Source organism: Pseudomonas sp. HP_14, assembly GCF_055283875.1.
The window spans coordinates 177637-196867 of sequence record NZ_JBTOQI010000011.1 but is presented as its reverse complement, the minus strand read 5'-3'; the positions used below and the strand labels follow the sequence as shown (position 1 = coordinate 196867).

The following is a 19231-nucleotide window of genomic DNA, read 5'->3' as shown; positions in this document are numbered from 1 at the left end:
GACCATGGTCTGCTGTGCAGATCAGCCACTTTCGGTGAAAATCGCTTCTCTCTGATGAGGCATCAATAACAAAAGGAATCACGAGTGAAGCTCAGTGATATTGCACGTCTGGCGGGAGTGTCCGTCACCACGGCCAGTTACGTGATCAACGGAAAGGCCGAACAACAGCGCATCAGTAACGCCACCGTCGAGCGCGTTCAGGCCGTGGTCGAAGAGCACGGGTTCCGCCCCAATCCGCAGGCGGCGGGTTTGCGTAGCCGCCATACCCGCACGCTGGGGTTCATTCTGCCCGACCTGGAAAACCCCAGTTATGCGCGGATCGCCAAACTTCTTGAGCAAGGCGCCCGGGCTCATGGCTATCAGTTGCTAATCGCCAGCTCCGATGATGACCCCATCAGCGAACTGCAACTGCTGCAACTGTTTCGGGCCCGGCGCTGCGACGCATTGTTCGTTGCCAGTTGCCTGCCCGCCAGCGATGACAGCTATCGGGAATTGCAAAGCAAAGGTTTGCCGGTCATTGCCATCGACCGGGAAATGGACGCCGAACACTTCTGCTCGGTGGTCAGCGACGACCATGACGCCAGCCTGCAGTTAACCCGTAGCCTGCTGCAAACGCGGCCAAGGCACATCGCGCTGATCGGTGCCCGTCCGGAACTGAGCATCAGCCGTGCTCGGGCGAGCGGCTTTGAAGATGCGCTGCTTGGTTTTGAAGGCTCAGTGATTGTCGAGCATGGCGAAGCATTCAGCAGGCAATGTGGCCAGCAATTGATGCAGGATATTTTTGACCGCCTCGGTTATTTCCCGGATGCCCTGGTGACCACCTCCTACGTGCTATTGCAGGGTGTCTTCGATGTACTGCAACGCCGCGCAGTCAATCCCGACCAGTTTCATCTGGGTACCTTCGGTGACACGCAATTGCTGGATTTCCTGCCGTTGCCCGTCAACGCGATGGCACAGCAACACCAACTGATCGCCACCGCAGCGCTGGATCTGGCATTGGCCGCCATCGAGAAAAACCAATACGAGCCTGGCGTCCACGCCATTGTGCGGACCTTCAAACAACGCATTCACGAGGCCTGAATGTGAAGCTCATCGACACCCACACTCACCTGGACTTCGACGATTTCGCCGCTGATCGCGCAGCAGTTCTCGCCAACTGCCGCGCGCTGGGCGTCGAACGCATGGTGGTACTGGGCGTGTATGAGCGTAACTGGCAGCGCGTGTGGGACCTGACCCAGGAAAACCCGGCCTTGCACGCTGCGTTTGGCCTGCATCCGGTGTACATCGATAAACATCAGCCGCAACACCTCGATCACTTGGCTGACTGGCTGACCCGCCTGCAAGGCCATCCGCAGCTATGTGCAGTCGGGGAAATTGGCCTGGATTACTACGTTGAAACGCTGGATCGTCAGCGTCAGCAGCAGGTTTTCGACGCCCAGCTACAGTTGGCTGCGGACTTCAATCTGCCCGCGCTGCTGCATGTTCGCCGCAGCCATGCCGATGTGATTGCCACCCTCAAACGCTTCAAACTCAAACGCAGCGGGATCATTCATGCGTTTGCGGGCAGCCGTGAAGAGGCGCGTGAATACATCAAGCTGGGGTTCAAACTGGGCCTTGGCGGCGCAGCGACATGGCCCCAGGCGCTGCGCATGCACCGGGTGATTGCCGAGCTGCCGCTGGACAGCATCGTGCTGGAAACCGACTCCCCGGACATGGCACCGGCCATGTACCCCGGCCAACGCAATAGCCCGGAGCATTTACCGGATATCTGTGCGGCGCTGGCGGTCTTGATGGGCATTACGCCTGAGCAGTTGGCGGAGGCGAGTACCCGCAATGCGTGTGAGTTGTTTGGTTGGGTTTGATTGAAATGCACCCATTAACCTGTTGGATCGAGGCTTGCCCGCGAATCAGGCGACCCGGTGCGTCAGACAGATCGCATTATCGTTATTCGCGGGCAAGCCTCGCTCCAACATGAAATTGCATTCCACGCCCCTCTCCCTGAGGCTCAAACCAACAACGTCCACAGTGCAAACCCGGCGTACCAGACTATCGCGGCGCGGATCAGTAGCTCCCAGAGCACATCAAGGCTGTTGACGCCTTCGGCACCGACCACCGGAGCGGGAACCTCACCGGCCACGCAACCGACTTTGGCAATCAGTTGCGCAGCGCTGATGTCCCAGTTGAGCAGCTCGTGCAGCATGACCCGGCTGACCGCCACGAAGTTGCCCACCAGCGCAAAGCTCGCGGCCAGCAATCGCACTGGAATCCAGTCGAATGCATGGCGCAGTTGCGAGGCATTTTCTGCCACACCTGGCGTTTTCGCATTCTCGGCGGCCAGTGCCAGCAGACGGTAAGCAAGCGCCGCGACAGGGCCCAGCAGGAAATACCAGAAAATCACCGCGAAGAAGCTTTGATAGGCCTGCCACAACAAATGGCCCTGCACGCCTTTGAGCAACTCTTCGCTGTTATCGGCCAGCACGCCCATGTCGCGTTCGGCGACGTGAACAGCCGCCTGCGCATCACCACGTCGGCAAGCGTCCCGGAACGGCCCGAGCGCAGCAATCAGATCGCCCCGCCCCAGGCTGTAGATCAACACCAGCAAATGCACCGGTAGCGCCAGCCAGCCATTGGCGACCGAACCCAGCACGACCAGAATCAATGCCACCAGCAACACCGGCAGCAATACGCTCAGTCCGAGAATCAACCAGGGATGTGACGCCATGCGCGGGCTGGCCTCAAGCCGGGCCAGCTCGGCCAGCCATGTCCCATCACGCTGAACGCGCTCACGCAGTGCCGAAAACTTCTCGATCAAGACCGCCAGCAGTAACACCAGAAAACTCATTTACCTGTCCCTCACTTCAAGCCTGCAAGGCCGCCTTGAAACGCGACCAGTCAAAAAAGGGGCCTGGGTCAGTTTTGCGACCCGGCGCAATATCGCTATGGCCACAGATCCGAGCACTGTTGATTGCCGGATACGCAGACTGTAACTGACGAGTCAGATCGATCAGGGCTGCATACTGAGCATCGGTGAACGGTTGCTCGTCGGTGCCTTCAAGCTCGATACCGACGGAAAAGTCATTGCAGGTTTCCCGCCCTTCAAAATTCGAAACGCCCGCATGCCAGGCGCGGTCCAGACAGGAGACGAACTGCGTCACTTCTCCATCACGCTCGATCAGAAAATGCGCCGACACACGCAGATCTGCAATCCCCTCAAAGTAGGGGTGCTCGGTGACATCCAGTTGATTCTGAAAAAACGCCTGCACTTTGCCGGTCTTGAACTGCGCAGGGGGCAGGCTGATGTTGTGAATCACCAACAGGGAGATTTCCCCCTCGGGGCGCGTATTGAAATTGGGCGAGGGACAATGATCGATGCCATGGCACCAGCCGCTTGCACGGTCGAGCTGCATGAAGGTTCCTTGCACGGATAAATCGATAGGGGCAAGTATGCCCGCTGTGAAGAAAATAGGCAGGGTGTAAATGGATGAGGTTTGGGTAGGAAGAGTCTGGCGCCTGGATATGCATATATGCGACTGAATTACGGAGCCCCGCAGGACTGGCTTTAGCCGGGAGATGGCCTGCACATTCACCACCTTAGCCTTGCCAGGGCAAATGCCTCCCGGCTGAAGCCGGTCCTCCGGTGAGACTCGGCCTTACGCGCCCTTGAGCTTGCGCAAATTCCCCATCACCGACTCCAGCGCGCGGTCAAACAACAGCGCATCGTCGAGCATGCGGATGGTGCCGCGACGGAATTCCATCGCCAGCCCCATGCGCGTCTTCTCAAGGACCTTCATGCCGGTGCGGTTGACGAACACATAGCGCCCGCTTGGCTCGACGATCGCCGCCAGCTTGCAACGCAGCTTGTGCTCTTCGTCTTCCTGGATTTCCACCCAGCCACCCAAACGAAGCTTGTCGACCTGCGCGAGCCCCGCATCATCTTCCGGCAAACGCGGCGCAGGCTCGTTGAACAGTTGGTCACCACCCGGGGCGATCAATACGATCTCCTCCACCACCTGAATCATCGCCGGTCCTTGCGCATCCTCGACATCAGCAGCGTCAGGCGAGCCCTTGGCGGCGTCGTCCTGCATGCGCGAGAAGTGCTGAAATGCTTGCACATGCAACGCTTCCAACTGACTGAAGAATTCGCTGGTCGCGAACGGATCGAACGCTGCGCTGGTCAGGCCTTCGCGCAGCGACTTGAGCAAGCCTGGCACCAGATCCAGCAAACGCTGCCTGGCTTCCGGCTCCTCATGCAGCTCAACGCTCCAGACTAGATCATCCATCGCGGCCAGCCCGGCCTGCCACTCAACGGAATCGTCACCATGCTTGAGGCAGGTCAGCAGCAACACCTTGCTCCAGGCTTCCTGCAGCAAACGCACAACCACTTCAGGCAGCACTTTGCCGAGCAAGCGCTGATTCAGTTCCTGCTGCACCCGCTGACGAGCCAACTCGGCACGCGCACGGCCTTCTTCGGCATCACGGGTACGCTGCTCAAGCAACTCACTGCGGCGGCGCTCATCGCTGGTAAACGCGAGAAAATCCACCAGCAGTTCAGAGAAAATCGCCGGATCATCAACAAAGTCGTTCAGCAGGCGCTGTACGATCTGCTCGACACGCACGTAAAGCGAATCACGCTGGTAGTCGTCTCGCCCACCCCAGCCCAGCGCCGCAGCTGCGATTTCATTGAGCAAACGCCGCGCAGGATGGCTGCCACGACTGAAGAAACTCTTGTCGATAACAGCGACCTTGAGCATCGGAATCTGCAGTCGGCCAATCAGCGCACGCAGTGACGACGGCAGATTGCGATCATCCAGAATGAACTCGAACAGCATCGCAATCAGGTTGATGACATCTTCATCACCGACACCCACTACGCGAAACTTGCCACTCTTCACGCTGACGCGCGTAAGCAGCTGCTCCAACTGGTTACGCAGGTCGAAATCATCCGGCAAATCCGACGACGGAACGTATTGCTGCATGTGCGACAACAAGCGCAGCAGGTCCTGACTGGAGATAGGCCGGGCTTCAGCGCTGGCCTCATGGCGGGGCACGATATTGCCACGCACTTGCAGCAACAATTCCTGCAAAGCAGAAAAAACGTCTTGCACACCTTTATCAAGCTTGTCGGCGGTCTGGGCCAGAGCAGGATCAGAGAACTGCTCGACGCTGCGGCTTGGCCGGGTGCTGCGATCAGTAGAGCGACGTGCAGGAACAGCTTTCAGCTCCGGCAAGATGCCAGTCGCAATCAACAATTGGTTAGCCTCGCTGTAGAGGTCGTCCGTATCGGACAGGACGTACTTCTCAAACAGTTTGAGCACGATCAGCTTGACCTTGATCCCCACGCCGAGGCTACGCCCGGCCTGCAGGAAATAATCACACAACATCGCCGGCCCCATAGGGTTGGCTTCGTTGGTCAGGGGCTGAGTGACGAGCTGGTTCAGGCGGGTCGTCAGTTGCGCAAGCGCGGTGCCGTCACGGCTCAAGACCTTGGTCACCATAGCGTCGACAGCAACGGTCTTTTCCAGATCATCGTTGTGCACCAGTGACAGCTTGTCGAATGACACCGGGGTAGCGATAACCGGCTCGGACACTTGATATTGCCCAAGGCGTAGAAAAGCTTCGTAGAACTTGTCGAGAAATGCTCGCTCGATGCTTTTACGCTTGAGGCGCAGGTCACGCATCGCTTCGAAAAAGATGTTCTGCTCGGAATTGCTTTGCGCACGGTCCGCCATTTCAAATAGCGTGTCGTCCGCATTATCGAACAACTCCTGCAGTGCATCCTTGAGCTGCTGGGCGGCCTTGTCACGGACCTGCAGTAGAACTACAGGCAGGCGCGCAAGGGGCGAATGAACCGCCTGGTCGGTATTTGCTTTAGTTAACGGCACAACATTCTCGTCGTTTTGCATCAAGCCACCTGCCAGACAGCGTCATCGACCTCATCACAAGCAGGGCTTGATCCCGTGCCTGTGAAGCGATCCCCCAGTTCATTGCGCCACACGTCAAAAGCGTGACGTCAAATACAAGTCGTATCATCTTTCAAAATATATCCGATCTGCCAGAGAAGTCTTGTTCTTTACATTTCGTCTCCGGCTAGCGGATTGACGCGTGCAGGAATAGACCGCAAAAAATGCAATCCATCGCAACGAATTGTAAAAAACCGACCAACTGTCATTCGTTTGGGGACTGGCAAAGGCCCGATATAGATGGGGTACCGTGAGTTCAGTGGGCAACCTGCCTTATACTCGGGCGACCTGAAATGGAGTCCGCTATGCCGAATTTACAACTCGCCACCCTCACCGCCGAAATCGAAGCCAACGTGCGCCGTGCGTTGCTGGAAGACGTCGGCAGTGGCGACATCACCGCGCAATTGATCCCTGCCGAACGCCTCGCCAAAGCCACGGTTATCTCCAGAGATGCAGCGGTGATTGCCGGAACGGCCTGGGTTGATGCGGTATTTCGCCAGCTGGATCCGCGGGTTGCTGTGCACTGGCAGGTGGTGGACGGTGAACAGGTGCAGCCCAACCAGGCGCTGTTCCATCTCGAAGGTCCGGCGCGTTCGTTGCTGACTGGCGAGCGCAGCGCGCTCAACTTTCTGCAGATGCTGTCAGGCGTGGCAACCAAGGCCCGGCATTACGCCGACATGGTCGCCAATACTCAGGTCAAATTACTGGATACCCGCAAAACCCTGCCGGGCCTGCGCTTCGCACAGAAATATGCCGTGACCTGCGGTGGCTGCCATAACCACCGTATCGGGTTGTTCGATGCCTTTCTGATCAAGGAAAACCACATCGCGGCCTGCGGCGGGATCGCTCAGGCCATTGCCGCTGCGCACAAGATCGCCCCGGGCAAGCCAGTGGAAATCGAAGTGGAAAGTCTCGATGAGCTGCGCGAAGCGTTGGATGCAGGGGCTGACATCGTCATGCTCGACGAACTCAGCCTCGATGACATGCGCGAAGCCGTACGCCTCAACGCAGGCAAAGCGAAGCTGGAAGCCAGTGGCGGCATTAACGACGACACCCTGCTGGTGATCGCAGAAACCGGCGTGGACTACATCTCGATTGGGGCAATGACCAAGGACGTGAAGGCGGTGGATCTGTCGATGCGGTTGAGTCTTTGAGGTAATAACTGACTGCCCCAATGGCACAAGCCCCTGTAGGAGCACGCCGCGCTGTCACGCAGCAAACACGATCCTGTAGGAGTGAGCTTGCTCGCGATAGCGGTGAGTCATCCAGTAAACCACTGTCAGACAGGACGCCATCGCGAGCAAGCTCACTCCTACAGGGCCTTGGGTTGGCAGCGCGACTGCGGGGTGTCAGGAACTTAAGTCTGGATTCAGCCCGTTCAAGGGCATCACGCACTAACTACGCCACACAAACGAAAAAGCCCGATCCATATGGATCGGGCTTTTTGGGTCTGCGGTGCCGAAAACAGGAATCGAACCTGCGACCTTCGCGTTACGAGTGCGCTGCTCTACCGGGCTGAGCTATTTCGGCTTAGCGGTAAGGCTAGTGCTCGCGCATGAGAAGGCAATATCAGCCCTTCACTTAGTTAGCTTTTACATATCCGTTGGTTACACAAGCGCCGCCGAATGACCAGATACTCGATGCACCTGCTGCTGGCAAAGGAGCTGAAAGCGTACATGTGTCAGTAGTTGCAATGCCTTTATATGAATTTGGGGTCGCAGTAATCGCTGCCGTGGTAGCTGCGATAGTAATAGTATTCACTGCGCCAGTCGTTACCCCACTTGGCAGTGTCACGCCGACTTTTGTCGCACTGTCGCAATCAGTAAGAGCACTTGCCTGAGCAAGGCAAACACCAACAGCGGTTTTTACTGCAGCCATTGCGGTCAGTACTTCAGAGTAAGCCGCTTTCTTCGCATAGTTCTGATACGACGGAATCGCCACAGCAGCCAAAATACCGACGATCGCTACTACGATCATCAACTCGATCAACGTAAAACCTTTTTGTGCTTTCATGGGTACTGCTCCGGTGCGTCAATAAGGTGTTGCTTGCCTGTGCCAAAGCATAGGTCATGCCAAGCCTTGTTCAATCCTCCTTTATTGCTAATCCTTTGATTGACCGCGCAATTGCGTGTCCCGGCAGGATCACTAACTGACAATTTTGGTCACCTTGCCATGCATCATTGGCAGCGCCGCCTGACTAGGCTATAAACCAGATACTGTATGGGTTTGGTGGTTTTATGAGTGACGTTGTTCTGACCGGTTTGGCCAAGCAATTGGTAGTTGCCGAACTTCTGACTGAAAAAGCGGCGCAACAGGCTTATCAACAGGCCCGGCGCGACAAGGTTTCGCTGATCAGTTATCTGGTACAAAACCGCCTGGTCAAAGCACTGGTCCTGGCGGAGATGTCGTCGGACCATTTCGGTTTGCCGTTCCTGGACCTCAACAGCCTTAATAAAGAAGAACAACCCAAGGGGTTGGTGAGCGAAAAGCTCATCCGCCAACACCATGTCCTGCCCCTATGGAAACGCGCCAACAAGCTGTATGTCGGGATTTCCGATCCCGCCAACCAGCAGGCTATCAACGATCTGCAGTTCAGCACCGGCCTGGCCATCGAAGCGATTCTGGTGGAGGACGACAAGCTCACCGACGCCATCGAAAAGTTTTTCGACAGCCATTCGTCGTTGGGTGATCTGGGCGATGTCGATCTCAGCCTGGAAATCGTATCGGGCAGCGAGGCCAAGGAAACTTCTCTCGGCCAAGACGATGCAGACGACGCTCCGGTGGTGCGCTTCGTCAACAAGATGCTGCTGGACGCCATTCGCCTTGGCTCGTCCGACCTGCACTTCGAACCCTATGAAAAGACCTTCCGGGTCCGGCTGCGTACCGACGGCATCCTGCACGAAGTGGCCAAACCGCCTATCCACCTCGCAAGCCGCATCGCCGCACGCCTGAAAGTCATGGCCAGCCTGGACATTTCCGAACGCCGCAAGCCTCAGGACGGCCGGGTCAAACTGCGTATTTCGAAAACCAAAGCCATCGATTTCCGGATGAACACCCTGCCGACGCTGTGGGGCGAAAAAATCGTGATGCGTCTGCTCGACCCAACCACGGCCAAGATGGGCATCGACGCGCTGGGCTATGAGCCTGAACAGAAGGCCTTGTATCTGGAGGCGCTGAAACAGCCGCAAGGCATGATTCTGGTCACCGGCCCCACCGGCTCGGGTAAAACCGTGTCGCTGTACACCGGCCTGAACATTCTCAATACCGTGGACATCAATATTTCAACGGCTGAAGATCCGGTCGAAATCAACCTGGAAGGCGTAAATCAGGTCAACGTCAATCCGCGTCAAGGAATGGACTTCTCCCAGGCACTCCGCGCCTTCCTGCGTCAGGATCCTGACGTGATCATGGTCGGTGAGATTCGCGACCTGGAAACGGCTGAAATCGCCATCAAGGCTTCGCAAACCGGCCACATGGTGCTCTCCACGCTGCACACCAACAGCGCCGCAGAAACACTGACCCGTTTGCATCACATGGGCGTGGCAGCGTTCAACATCGCTACCGCCATCAACCTGATCATCGCCCAACGTCTGGCGCGCAAGCTGTGTCCGCACTGCAAGAAAGAAGCAGACATTCCCAGAGAAACCCTGATCAAGGAAGGCTTTCCGGAAGATCAGGTCGGCACGTTCAAGATTTATACAGCGGTCGGCTGCGATCAGTGCAATGGCGGTTATAAAGGCCGAGTGGGGATTTACGAGGTGGTCAAGAAGACCCCGGCTCTGGAGCGAATCATCATGGAAGAAGGCAACTCGCTGGATATCTCCGTACAAATGCGTAAGGACGGCTTCAATGACCTGCGCACATCGGGCCTGATCAAAGCGATGCAGGGCGTCACCAGCCTTGAAGAAGTCAACCGCGTGACCAAGGACTGATCATGGCCAGCAAAGCAGCAAAAGCCATCGTTTTCACGTGGGAAGGCACGGACAAGAAAGGCGCGAAGATGACCGGCGAACTCACCGGCCACAATCCTGCGCTGATCAAGGCGCAGTTGCGCAAGCAAGGCATCAATCCGACCAAAGTGCGTAAGAAGCCGGTATCGCTGTTTGGCTCGGGGAAGAAGATCAAGCCGCTGGATATCGCGTTTTTCTCGCGACAGATGGCAACCATGATGAAAGCCGGTGTGCCGCTGCTGCAGTCCTTCGACATCATTGCTGAAGGTTCGGAAAACCCGAACATGCGCAAGCTGATCGAAGAGGTCAAAAGTGAAGTCGCAGCGGGTAACAGCTTTGCCACCGCGCTACGGCAGAAGCCGCAATACTTCGACGATCTGTACTGCAACCTGGTGGACGCCGGTGAACAGGCCGGTGCGCTGGAAGCCTTGCTTGATCGAGTGGCGACCTACAAGGAAAAAACCGAAGCACTCAAAGCGAAGATCAAAAAGGCTATGACCTACCCGATCATGGTGATGATCATGGCGTTTGTGGTTTCCGGGATCATGCTGCTTTACGTGGTGCCCAAGTTTCAGGACATCTTTGCCGGGTTTGGTGCTGAACTACCGGCGTTCACCCTGATGGTGATCGGCCTGTCGAAGCTCGTGCAGGATTGGTGGCTGATCATCCTTGGGGTGATGTTCGTCAGTATTTTCCTGTTCCGACGCAGCTACAAAGGCTCGCAGAATTTTCGCGACAGCGTCGACCGCAGCCTTTTGAAATTCCCGATCATCGGCCCGCTGCTCTACAAGTCCTCGATTGCACGCTTCGCCCGTACGCTATCCACCACCTTTGCCGCAGGCGTGCCGCTGGTCGAAGCGCTGGACTCAGTAGCGGGCGCAACCGGTAATGTGGTGTTCCGCAATGCAGTGAACAAGGTCAAACAAGACGTTTCTACCGGTATGCAGCTTAACTTTTCCATGCGTTCCACCGGTGTGTTCCCCAGCCTCGCCATTCAGATGACGGCCATCGGCGAAGAGTCAGGCGCACTGGACTCCATGCTCGACAAGGTCGCAACCTATTACGAAGATGAAGTCGACAATATGGTCGATAACCTGACCAGCATGATGGAGCCAATGATCATGGCCATCCTTGGCGTCATCGTCGGCGGTCTGGTGATTGCCATGTACCTGCCTATTTTCAAACTCGGAAGCGTTGTCTGACTATGTCACTTGTTGATTTCCTGGCCAGCTCACCGCTGGCCTTTGTTTTATCTGCACTGATTCTCGGTTTACTGGTCGGCAGTTTTCTCAATGTGCTGATCTATCGTCTGCCGATCATGATGGAGCGCGACTGGCAGGCTCAGTCCCGGGAAATGCTCAAGCTGCCCGCCGAGCCTGCAAGCGAAACCTTCAACCTGATCCTGCCTCACTCACGCTGCCCGCATTGCGCACATCAAATCCGGCCGTGGGAAAACCTGCCGGTGTTCAGCTACCTGTTTCTGGGCGGCAAGTGTGCGAGCTGTAAAGCGCCCATCAGTAAACGTTACCCACTGGTTGAGCTGACCTGCGGCCTGCTGTCCGGCTACATCGCCTGGCACTTTGGCTTTGGTTGGCCTGCTGCCGCGATGCTGGTGCTGAGCTGGGGCCTGCTGGCCATGAGTCTGATCGATGCCGATCATCAGTTGCTGCCTGATGACCTGGTGCTGCCGCTGTTGTGGATGGGGCTGATCGTCAACTCGTTCGGCGTGTTCACTACGTTGGGCGATGCGCTCTGGGGCGCAGTGGCCGGTTATCTGGTGCTGTGGTCGGTGTATTGGCTGTTCAAACTGATCACCGGCAAAGAAGGCATGGGCCATGGCGATTTCAAGTTGCTGGCCATGCTGGGGGCCTGGGGTGGCTGGCAGATTCTGCCACTGACCATTCTCTTGTCATCGTTGGTCGGCGCCGTATTGGGCCTGATCCTGCTGCGCGTGAGGAATGTTGAAACCAGTACACCGATCCCCTTCGGTCCCTATCTGGCCATTGCAGGCTGGATCGCTTTGCTCTGGGGTGGTCAAATAACCGACTCCTATTTGCAATTTGCCGGTTTCAGATGAACCAAACCGCTAAAAAACCCTGGATTCTTGGACTCACTGGCGGCATCGGCAGCGGCAAAAGCGCAGCAGCTCAGTGCTTTATCGATCTGGGCATCCATGTAGTCGACGCCGATCACGCAGCACGCTGGGTGGTTGAGCCCGGCCGACCGGCGCTGGCGCTGATCGCCGAGCACTTCGGACCCTCGGTGCTGAATGCCGACGGCACGCTCAATCGAGGTGCCTTGCGCGGCTTGATCTTCGAAAATGCCGAACAGCGCCGCTGGCTTGAAGCCCTGCTGCACCCCCTGATTGCAACGGAGATCCAGCGCGATCTGGCCAGCGCCACTTCGCCCTACGCGATTCTGGTCTCGCCCCTGCTGGTCGAGTCCGGTCAGTGGAAAATCACTCAGCGCGTGCTGGTCATCGACGTACCGCAAAACGTGCAGGTCCAGCGCACCATGCTGCGCGACAGCTCCAGCCAGGATCAGGTCGAAGCAATCATCAAAGCCCAGGCCAATCGCGAAGATCGATTGAGTCGTGCCGATGATGTGCTGGTCAATGACCGGGACGCTGCCTGGCTGCAAAGCGAAGTCCAGCGCCTGCATCACTTTTATTTAACTTTGTCCGGAGGCCAGTCATGAGCCAACCAATGACCGTCGATTGCCCAACGTGTGGCGCCCCCGTGGAATGGAGCGCAGCCAGCCCTGCCCGGCCGTTCTGCTCGGAGCGCTGCAAGCTGATCGACCTGGGCGCCTGGGCGTCCGAAGAACATGCGATTCCGGTCAGCCCGGATGCCGAAGATGAAATGTTTTCCGGTGATCTGCCAGACAGGCATTGAGCAGTACCTGAGCGGTGCCTGATCTGAATCAGGCACCGCTCACGGCTTCTCCAGCGCCTCGCGAAGCGCATCTGGCCCATTGAACTCCCGCCGCTCCACTAACTTGCCATCCTTGAGTTGCAACCACTGAACGGCCGCAGCATCGCCACCATAACCCGGCGCAATTTGCGCCTCGCGGTCTAGCGCTACACGGTACGAGTACGCCCTGCGCATTTTCGGCACTGCAAAGAACTTGGTGACATACGCTGGCATTGGCTCAATGTTGGCGATGAACACTGTGTGGCGAGCTTCCAGAAAACCTTTGGGCTTGTCCTTGAGCGCCTTCTCCATGATTTTGCCCGCGCTCATGCTGCTGGCGACCAGAATCGTCTGGGTCTTTTGCGGGTTCATCACATACGGTTCATCAAACTGGTCGAACAGGCTCCAGGTCGGCACAGGATCGCCAATTTCAATGGCCTGCGCGGTGAACGGCAACAGGATCAACAGCAGAATGGGCCAGAGTTTCAACGATGCAACGCTCCTGAGTGGGATGGAAAAACCAATACCATAGCCCAAATGGGCGGCTGATGGATGATCCAGGTCGGGTCGTATTGTTTGAAAAAAGCCGCCCTGCGCCCCTGACACCACGTTGTCGCGCAACAAACCGGGATCTGTAGGAGTGAGCTTGCTCGCGATTGCGTCAGCACAGGCGATATCCTCACCGATTGGCAGCCCCAATCGCGGGCAAGCGCGCTCCTACAGTAAAAACACACTCAATCAGGTGGCCGTAGTTTTGACAAAAGCCGCCCCTGCGCCCCGGACACCACGTTGTCGCGCAACAAATCGGGATCTGTAGGAGTGAGCTTGCTCGCGATTGCGTCAGCACAGGCGATATCCTCATCAATTGGCAGACCCAATCGCGAGCAAGCTCACTCCTACCTGTGCTGGATTAGCAAAAGCGGCAGCAGCATCTTCCAGTTGTAGCTATTAGAACGCTAAGCTTGGCCCATGGATGACTCAGACTACCTTCGCCTGCTAACGATCCAGGCCGAACAAGCCAACGCGTTTCTTTCCAATGCGCGAAAGTGGGAGCGTGAGCGATGGGTTTGTGAACGTTTACTGCAAGGTCTGAACATCCCGCACCGTCACGAAGACTTCACCGCTGCCGGACAGGAACCGCCGGATGTGCTGTTTCGCGACGCCTGTTTTGAAGTGTTTTTTGTTCTGGATGAAGGCCGTCGGCTCAATGATGAGTGGCGCGAAGAGCTCGCACGAAGACGGGGGGCATTTTCCTTGAGCCAACTGGTGCGCCGCGAAGCCAAGCCCAAGCGCATTCCTGCCAATGAGCTGCTGCAACGCCTGGCACCGACGCTGCGCAAAAAAGCCCACAACTACAACGAGCGCGGCATTGATCTGGGTGAACTGGATATCATTGCCTTCGCCAGCCTCAAACGCGAAGTGCTGGATTTGAACAGCCATTTCCCACCGCCCACCGAGTACCTGCGCCAGGGCTGGCGTTCGCTGTCTCTGGTGGGTCCGACCTTTGCCCGCGTGCTGTTTGCCCATCCCGGCGCACCGGATTTTCTGCGGACCAATCTGGGCCGCAGCGTGGTTTTCGATGTTGGAATCAGTTTATGAGCCCTCTGCAAGAGCTGTTGGCCGACGTGCCGCAAACCGGCCGGGTCCGCTGGATTGGCGTGCGCCCCGAGTCGCGTGGCGACATGGTTGAACTGGAGGCAGTGGAAGCGCGTCGCGAAGCCGGACTGACCGGTGACCACGCCCGCCCCGGGCCACGCAATGCACGACAGGTGACGTTAATTCAGTGGGAGCACTTCGCGGTTGTCAGCTCCCTGTTGAACCGCCCTGAAGATCAGCCCATCGTCCCGCAAGACCTGCGCCGCAATCTGGTGATCAGCGGCATCAATCTGTTCAGCCTCAAAGGCCGTCGTTTCAAGATCGGTCAGGCGATTCTGGAAACCACCGGCTGGTGTCAGCCCTGCGCCCGGCTGGAGCAACGACTGGGCCACGGCACCTTTCAGGCCGTACGTGGGCATGGCGGAATTACCGCGCGAGTGATACAAAGCGGCATCATTCGTCTAGATGATTCGTTACGGGTCGAACCGCTCGAACTGAATGCCGAATAACACCGTTGCCCTCTTTTCTGAGGCTCCCATGTCCAGTCGCCTGAAACCCGAAGACCAAAAGCGTGTCGAAGAGTACCTGCAAGCCCCCCAGCATCAAGTTGAGCGCCGGCCTTTCCGGCCGTGGCTGCTCCTGATCGTGGTGGTTGCAGTGGTGGTTGGCCTGGGCCTGTTGAGCCGATTGTTGAGTTATCTGACGCTATGAGCAGCATTAATTTAGCGCTCGCGCAGATCAACTCACTCCCCCCGAATTCCTTAAACCTTATGAGATATCCCTATGACTCATCGTATTGTCATCGTTGGCGGCGGCGCTGGCGGTCTGGAGCTGGCCACCCGCCTGGGTAAGACCCTGGGCAAAAAAGGCACGGCAAGCGTGACCCTGGTCGATGCCAACCTGACTCACATCTGGAAACCGCTGCTGCACGAAGTCGCGGCTGGCTCGCTCAACTCTTATGAAGATGAGCTGAACTATGTGGCCCAGGCCAAGTGGAACCACTTTCAGTTCCAGCTCGGCAAGATGACCGGCCTGAACCGCGAAGCACGGCAGATTCATCTGGCGGCTACCCTTGATGAAGACGGTCTGGAACTGGTTCCTGCACGCAGCATCGACTACGACTCGCTGGTGATTTCGGTAGGCAGCACCACCAACGACTTCAACACCCTGGGCGCAGCCGAGCACTGCCTGTTCCTGGACTCTCGTAAACAAGCCGAGAAATTCCATCAGCAGCTGCTTAACCATTACTTGCGTGCCCATGCCGGGCAAAGCGACACCGCCCAGGAAATTACCGTGGCGATTGTCGGCGCAGGCGCAACCGGGGTGGAACTGGCCGCTGAACTGCACAACGCGGCTCATGAGCTGGCAGCTTACGGACTGGGCAGGATCAAACCGGAAAACCTGCGTATCACGGTGATCGAGGCTGGCCCACGCGTCTTGCCTGCCTTGCCGGAACGCATTGGCGGCCCGGTCCACAAGACTCTGGAGAAACTTGGCGTTACGGTGCTGACCGATGCTGCCGTGAGTGAAGTGACTGCAGATTCGCTGATCACCGCCAGCGGTCTGGTGATCCCGGCCACACTCAAGGTGTGGGCAGCCGGTATTCGGGCACCGGGTTTCCTGCAGGAAATCGACGGCCTGGAAACCAATCGCATCAACCAGTTGCAGGTGCTGCCAACGTTGCAGACGACTCGCGATGAAAATATTTTCGCTTTCGGCGATTGTGCAGCCTGCCCGCAAAAAGGCTCGGACCGCAATGTTCCGCCCCGCGCCCAGGCCGCGCATCAGCAGGCTTCGTTGCTGGTCAAATCGCTGCGCTTGCGCATCGAGGGCAAACCGCTTCCGGACTACAAATACACTGACTATGGTTCGCTGATCTCCCTCTCGAAGTTCTCGGCAGTGGGCAATCTGATGGGCAACCTGACCGGCAGCGTCATGCTTGAAGGCTGGCTGGCGCGGATGTTCTACATCTCTCTGTATCGCATGCACCAGATGGCGTTGTACGGCACCTTCCGCACACTGATGTTGATGCTCGGCAGCCGCATCGGCAAAGGAACCGAGCCGCGCATGAAGCTGCACTAACGACTGACAAGCCCATCCCTCTGTAGGAGCTGCCGAAGGCTGCGAAGCATCCATCCTGATTCACCGCCATCGCAGCCTTCGGCAGCTCCTACAGGTCCGATGCCTGTCGCGAGACAGTATCGGTGATGGCATACCGCTTCTTTAGTCCCATAGACGCAGGCATACTCGGCATTCATGCGGTTCCATGAAATGGATGTTGAGGATTTGCGCTATGTCGACGGTGCCTCGTTTTACCGATCATTACCGTAAAGCCGACCGCATCATGCTCGGGCTCCTGTGGATATGTTTTATCTACGCACTGGGGCTGGCGACTATTCACTCAACCTTCGGCCAGGCCGTTCTGGTTGGCGGCGGCACGGCCATTGCCATGACTGCGCTGTATCCCGTCTTGCGTGGTACCCGCTTGTTTCGTTGCCTGACGGGCGTTGCCCTGATGGTCATGTCGGGCTTGCACATCAATCAGACTCAAGGCCTGATCGAAGTCCACTTCGGTATTTTCGCGCTGTTGGCGGTACTGACGTTCTACCGGGACTGGCTGCCCATTGTCGTGGCTGCCGCGACCATCGCCGTTCACCATTTACTCTTCCATGTGCTGCAGCATTCGGGTTATCCGGTATACGTGATGCAGCATCACGGCGGTTGGGATGTGGTCTTCATCCATGCCGCCTATGTCGTCGCTGAAAGCGCCATCCTGATTTATCTGGCGATACACAGCCATCGCGAAGCCAGCGAGAACCAGGACCTGCTGGACAAAATCCTCCAGGCCGCCGCGCGTCTGGATAAAAGAGCAGGTGTCACTGAAAGCCGCGTCGGCATGCACTCCTCCCAGCGCTTTGACGAATTCCTCGCGTTGATCACCAACACCGTTGGTGGCGTGATTCATGAAACCAGCGGTTTGAGTGACATGGGTCGTCAGTTATCGGTGGCAGGCGAAACCCTGGACAAAGGCGCACAGCAGCAACTGGCAGAAATCACTCGCATGGCTCACTCGATGCAACTGCTCACTACAGCCCTTGACGACATCTCACAACACGCCAGCGAAGCCCATCACGGCGCCAACAAAGCCAACGATCAATTGGTCAAGGGCAAGGAGTCGGTTGATAAGGCGAGCAAAGACATTGCCAACCTGGAATCTTCAATCAGTGGGGCTAACCAGAGCGTGCAGTCACTGGCCGACCAGGCAGAAAAGATCGGCAAGGTTATTAACGTTATTCGCGAAATCGCAGAGCAGACCAACCTGCTGGCCCTCAACGCTGCTATTGAAGCTGCCCGTGCCGGGGAGCAGGGCCGTGGATTTGCAGTGGTCGCCGATGAGGTTCGAGGCCTGGCGCAGAAAACCGCAGGCTCGGTGGAAGAGATTCGCCAGATCGTCGAATCACTACAGAAGGAAAGCCGCACCGCAGCCGACTCGATGCGTAACAGCGGCGAAGAGGTTGGACGCTGTGTCCAGGCCAGCCAACTGGGCTCGGAACTATTGAAGAGCACCGTCGCTGATGTGCTGGAAATTCATCGCCTGAACGTATTGATCGCAGGCACCACCGAACAGCAATCCGCAGCGTCGGTGGGCATCAACGATCGTCTGACGACCGTTCACGCAATTGCACAAAACAACGCTACAGACGTGATAACCCTCATCCAGTGCAGCGAAGATCTTTCGCCAATGGCGACCCGGCTTCAGGCGCTGGGCGCAGCGTTTGCGGTGAAGAGTTAAGGCCAAACGCATCGTCTACAAGCAATAGCGCTACGTTCTGACACAGCGCTGTCGCGGGCAAACAAGGGATCTGTAGGAGTGACCGGGGTGGCGATCCACATTGCTCGCGATTCAGCTTCCTGGCCGACGAATTATCACCTGAACTAACGCTATCGCGAGCAATGTGGATCGCCACCCCGGTCACTCCTACAGAAAGTCACGCAGACAGGTGCTCATACAAGATTGTCGCGCCGACCAGCATCAGTACGACGCCGCCCACGATCTCGGCACGCTTGCCGACCATCGTCCCCAGCACCCGGCCGAGCATGACGCCGATAGTCACCATGGTCATGGTTGCCAGACCGATCGCTGCCGCTGCGACCAGAATATTCACATCCACAAACGCCAGCCCAACCCCCACAGCCAGCGCGTCGATGCTTGTAGCGAACGCAGTGACGGCAAGAATCAGGAACGAATGCTGCCCGGCTTTTTCCTCAGCCTCGTCTTCCTCATGCTTCAAGCCGTTGTAAATCATGTGCACGCCAAGGATCAGCAGCAGCGTAAAGGCGATCCAGTGGTCCCAGCTTTCAACGAAGCTGCTGGCGGCATTACCGATGGCCCAGCCGATAATGGGCGTGATGGCTTCGATCACACCGAAGATCAGACCAGTACGCAGCGCTTCGATAAAGCGTGGTTTATGCAGGCTGGAGCCTTTACCGATGGCCGCCGCGAAAGCGTCCGTGGACATGGCCAGGGCAAGGAAGATGAGGGAAATGGGGTTCACGGTTTACGTCCAGTCGGGCTATGAGTCAACGACACATCCACACGCCCGACTTTAGGCGTGGATATGTCGCTGGTCTCGCCAACCAAAAGGTGTTCGTACCACGGCTGCTGCCGAGAATGTTGATACGAACGCTCCTGAGATAACTCAGCAGCAGGCTACTCCCCAACGAAGGTGGGCATCATACCCGTTAAGCGCATGAAAATATCGTCAAACGCTTCACAAGTTTCGGAGCGATACGCGATTTATCTGAGTAACCC

19 protein-coding genes, 1 tRNA gene and 1 riboswitch are annotated in these 19231 nt (G+C 57.3%); of the genes, 13 read left to right on the top strand and 7 right to left on the bottom strand.

What is annotated here, in order from left to right:
• The first annotated feature begins 84 nt into the window (after positions 1 to 84).
• Complete coding sequence (gene cra / locus ACYASS_RS10425) at positions 85 to 1080, top strand: catabolite repressor/activator (protein ID WP_243244971.1); 996 nt, start codon at positions 85 to 87, stop codon at positions 1078 to 1080.
• On the top strand, positions 1077 to 1862 hold the full coding sequence (locus tag ACYASS_RS10420) for a TatD family hydrolase (protein ID WP_463586177.1): 786 nt from the start codon (positions 1077 to 1079) through the stop codon (positions 1860 to 1862). The genes cra and ACYASS_RS10420 overlap by 4 nt, the downstream gene beginning before the upstream one ends.
• Positions 1863 to 2005: 143 nt before the next feature.
• Here the strand turns inward: ACYASS_RS10420 and ampE are convergent, their stop codons facing one another.
• The 3 genes from ampE to ACYASS_RS10405 form a co-directional block, all read right to left on the bottom strand.
• The gene (gene ampE, locus ACYASS_RS10415; protein WP_463586064.1) at positions 2006 to 2842 is read right to left on the bottom strand and encodes a regulatory signaling modulator protein AmpE; all 837 of its coding nucleotides are present in this window, start codon (positions 2840 to 2842) and stop codon (positions 2006 to 2008) included.
• Between the two features lie 16 nt (positions 2843 to 2858).
• Complete coding sequence (gene ampD, locus ACYASS_RS10410) at positions 2859 to 3407, bottom strand: 1,6-anhydro-N-acetylmuramyl-L-alanine amidase AmpD (protein WP_463586176.1); 549 nt, start codon at positions 3405 to 3407, stop codon at positions 2859 to 2861.
• A gap of 243 nt (positions 3408 to 3650) precedes the next feature.
• Positions 3651 to 5903 (bottom strand): DUF1631 domain-containing protein, encoded by a 2253-nt coding sequence (locus tag ACYASS_RS10405; protein WP_463586063.1) that lies wholly within the window; start codon positions 5901 to 5903, stop codon positions 3651 to 3653.
• 362 nt (positions 5904 to 6265) lie between these two features.
• Between ACYASS_RS10405 and nadC the strand changes: the two genes are divergently transcribed.
• Positions 6266 to 7114: a carboxylating nicotinate-nucleotide diphosphorylase gene (gene nadC / locus ACYASS_RS10400; RefSeq protein ID WP_463586062.1), complete on the top strand. Its 849-nt coding sequence runs from the start codon at positions 6266 to 6268 to the stop codon at positions 7112 to 7114.
• Between the two features lie 302 nt (positions 7115 to 7416).
• Here nadC and ACYASS_RS10395 read toward each other — a convergent pair.
• Both ACYASS_RS10395 and ACYASS_RS10390 read right to left on the bottom strand, forming a co-directional pair.
• Positions 7417 to 7490, bottom strand: a tRNA-Thr gene (locus tag ACYASS_RS10395).
• Between the two features lie 51 nt (positions 7491 to 7541).
• Entirely contained in the window at positions 7542 to 7973 is a 432-nt protein-coding gene (locus tag ACYASS_RS10390) for a pilin (protein ID WP_463586061.1), read from the bottom strand.
• A gap of 224 nt (positions 7974 to 8197) precedes the next feature.
• Between ACYASS_RS10390 and pilB the strand changes: the two genes are divergently transcribed.
• From pilB to yacG, 5 genes are read left to right on the top strand one after another with little or no spacing between them, the layout of a single operon-like run.
• Positions 8198 to 9892: a type IV-A pilus assembly ATPase PilB gene (gene pilB, locus ACYASS_RS10385; RefSeq protein WP_243244982.1), complete on the top strand. Its 1695-nt coding sequence runs from the start codon at positions 8198 to 8200 to the stop codon at positions 9890 to 9892.
• A gap of 2 nt (positions 9893 to 9894) precedes the next feature.
• Positions 9895 to 11112 (top strand): type II secretion system F family protein, encoded by a 1218-nt coding sequence (locus ACYASS_RS10380; RefSeq protein ID WP_463586060.1) that lies wholly within the window; start codon positions 9895 to 9897, stop codon positions 11110 to 11112.
• A 2-nt stretch (positions 11113 to 11114) separates the two neighbouring features.
• On the top strand, positions 11115 to 11987 hold the full coding sequence (locus ACYASS_RS10375; protein ID WP_463586059.1) for a prepilin peptidase: 873 nt from the start codon (positions 11115 to 11117) through the stop codon (positions 11985 to 11987).
• Complete coding sequence (gene coaE, locus ACYASS_RS10370) at positions 11984 to 12607, top strand: dephospho-CoA kinase (protein WP_463586058.1); 624 nt, start codon at positions 11984 to 11986, stop codon at positions 12605 to 12607. The genes ACYASS_RS10375 and coaE overlap by 4 nt, the downstream gene beginning before the upstream one ends.
• Positions 12604 to 12804, top strand: coding sequence for a DNA gyrase inhibitor YacG (gene yacG, locus ACYASS_RS10365; protein ID WP_027902143.1), 201 nt, complete (start codon positions 12604 to 12606; stop codon positions 12802 to 12804). The genes coaE and yacG overlap by 4 nt, the downstream gene beginning before the upstream one ends.
• Before the next feature lie 39 nt (positions 12805 to 12843).
• Here yacG and ACYASS_RS10360 read toward each other — a convergent pair whose 3' ends face one another.
• The gene (locus ACYASS_RS10360; protein ID WP_243244989.1) at positions 12844 to 13311 is read right to left on the bottom strand and encodes a hypothetical protein; all 468 of its coding nucleotides are present in this window, start codon (positions 13309 to 13311) and stop codon (positions 12844 to 12846) included.
• Between the two features lie 480 nt (positions 13312 to 13791).
• Between ACYASS_RS10360 and ACYASS_RS10355 the strand changes: the two genes are divergently transcribed.
• The 5 genes from ACYASS_RS10355 (at position 13792) to ACYASS_RS10335 (ending at position 18211) form a co-directional block, all read left to right on the top strand.
• Entirely contained in the window at positions 13792 to 14421 is a 630-nt protein-coding gene (locus tag ACYASS_RS10355; protein ID WP_122662874.1) for a DUF1780 domain-containing protein, read from the top strand.
• Entirely contained in the window at positions 14418 to 14927 is a 510-nt protein-coding gene (locus ACYASS_RS10350) for an MOSC domain-containing protein (RefSeq protein ID WP_463586057.1), read from the top strand. Before ACYASS_RS10355 ends, ACYASS_RS10350 begins: the two co-directional genes overlap by 4 nt.
• 28 nt (positions 14928 to 14955) lie before the next feature.
• Complete coding sequence (locus ACYASS_RS10345) at positions 14956 to 15129, top strand: DUF3094 family protein (RefSeq protein WP_243244995.1); 174 nt, start codon at positions 14956 to 14958, stop codon at positions 15127 to 15129.
• Positions 15130 to 15201: 72 nt separating this feature from the next.
• Positions 15202 to 16500: an NAD(P)/FAD-dependent oxidoreductase gene (locus ACYASS_RS10340; protein WP_463586056.1), complete on the top strand. Its 1299-nt coding sequence runs from the start codon at positions 15202 to 15204 to the stop codon at positions 16498 to 16500.
• 184 nt (positions 16501 to 16684) lie between these two features.
• Complete coding sequence (locus tag ACYASS_RS10335) at positions 16685 to 18211, top strand: methyl-accepting chemotaxis protein (RefSeq protein WP_463586055.1); 1527 nt, start codon at positions 16685 to 16687, stop codon at positions 18209 to 18211.
• A 196-nt stretch (positions 18212 to 18407) separates the two neighbouring features.
• On the opposite strand, the gene mntP is transcribed toward ACYASS_RS10335, so the two are convergent.
• On the bottom strand, positions 18408 to 18974 hold the full coding sequence (gene mntP, locus ACYASS_RS10330) for a manganese efflux pump MntP (protein ID WP_463586054.1): 567 nt from the start codon (positions 18972 to 18974) through the stop codon (positions 18408 to 18410).
• A riboswitch (yybP-ykoY riboswitch) is annotated at positions 18973 to 19150 on the bottom strand. Its footprint overlaps the gene before it by 2 nt.
• Positions 19151 to 19231: the final 81 nt, after the last annotated feature.

Bases quoted from the DNA above. Each gene is read 5' to 3' on its own strand.
- ACYASS_RS10335 (WP_463586055.1), top strand. From the start codon at position 16,685: ATGAAATGGATGTTGAGGATTTGCGCTATGTCGACGGTGCCTCGTTTT.
- ACYASS_RS10345 (WP_243244995.1), top strand. From the start codon at position 14,956: ATGTCCAGTCGCCTGAAACCCGAAGACCAAAAGCGTGTCGAAGAGTAC.
- ACYASS_RS10355 (WP_122662874.1), top strand. From the start codon at position 13,792: ATGGATGACTCAGACTACCTTCGCCTGCTAACGATCCAGGCCGAACAA.
- pilB (WP_243244982.1), top strand. From the start codon at position 8,198: ATGAGTGACGTTGTTCTGACCGGTTTGGCCAAGCAATTGGTAGTTGCC.
- ACYASS_RS10405 (WP_463586063.1), bottom strand. From the start codon at position 5,903: ATGCAAAACGACGAGAATGTTGTGCCGTTAACTAAAGCAAATACCGAC.
- ampE (WP_463586064.1), bottom strand. From the start codon at position 2,842: ATGAGTTTTCTGGTGTTACTGCTGGCGGTCTTGATCGAGAAGTTTTCG.
- ACYASS_RS10350 (WP_463586057.1), top strand. From the start codon at position 14,418: ATGAGCCCTCTGCAAGAGCTGTTGGCCGACGTGCCGCAAACCGGCCGG.
- ampD (WP_463586176.1), bottom strand. From the start codon at position 3,407: ATGCAGCTCGACCGTGCAAGCGGCTGGTGCCATGGCATCGATCATTGT.
- nadC (WP_463586062.1), top strand. From the start codon at position 6,266: ATGCCGAATTTACAACTCGCCACCCTCACCGCCGAAATCGAAGCCAAC.
- ACYASS_RS10380 (WP_463586060.1), top strand. From the start codon at position 9,895: ATGGCCAGCAAAGCAGCAAAAGCCATCGTTTTCACGTGGGAAGGCACG.
- ACYASS_RS10375 (WP_463586059.1), top strand. From the start codon at position 11,115: ATGTCACTTGTTGATTTCCTGGCCAGCTCACCGCTGGCCTTTGTTTTA.
- ACYASS_RS10390 (WP_463586061.1), bottom strand. From the start codon at position 7,973: ATGAAAGCACAAAAAGGTTTTACGTTGATCGAGTTGATGATCGTAGTA.
- coaE (WP_463586058.1), top strand. From the start codon at position 11,984: ATGAACCAAACCGCTAAAAAACCCTGGATTCTTGGACTCACTGGCGGC.
- ACYASS_RS10340 (WP_463586056.1), top strand. From the start codon at position 15,202: ATGACTCATCGTATTGTCATCGTTGGCGGCGGCGCTGGCGGTCTGGAG.
- yacG (WP_027902143.1), top strand. From the start codon at position 12,604: ATGAGCCAACCAATGACCGTCGATTGCCCAACGTGTGGCGCCCCCGTG.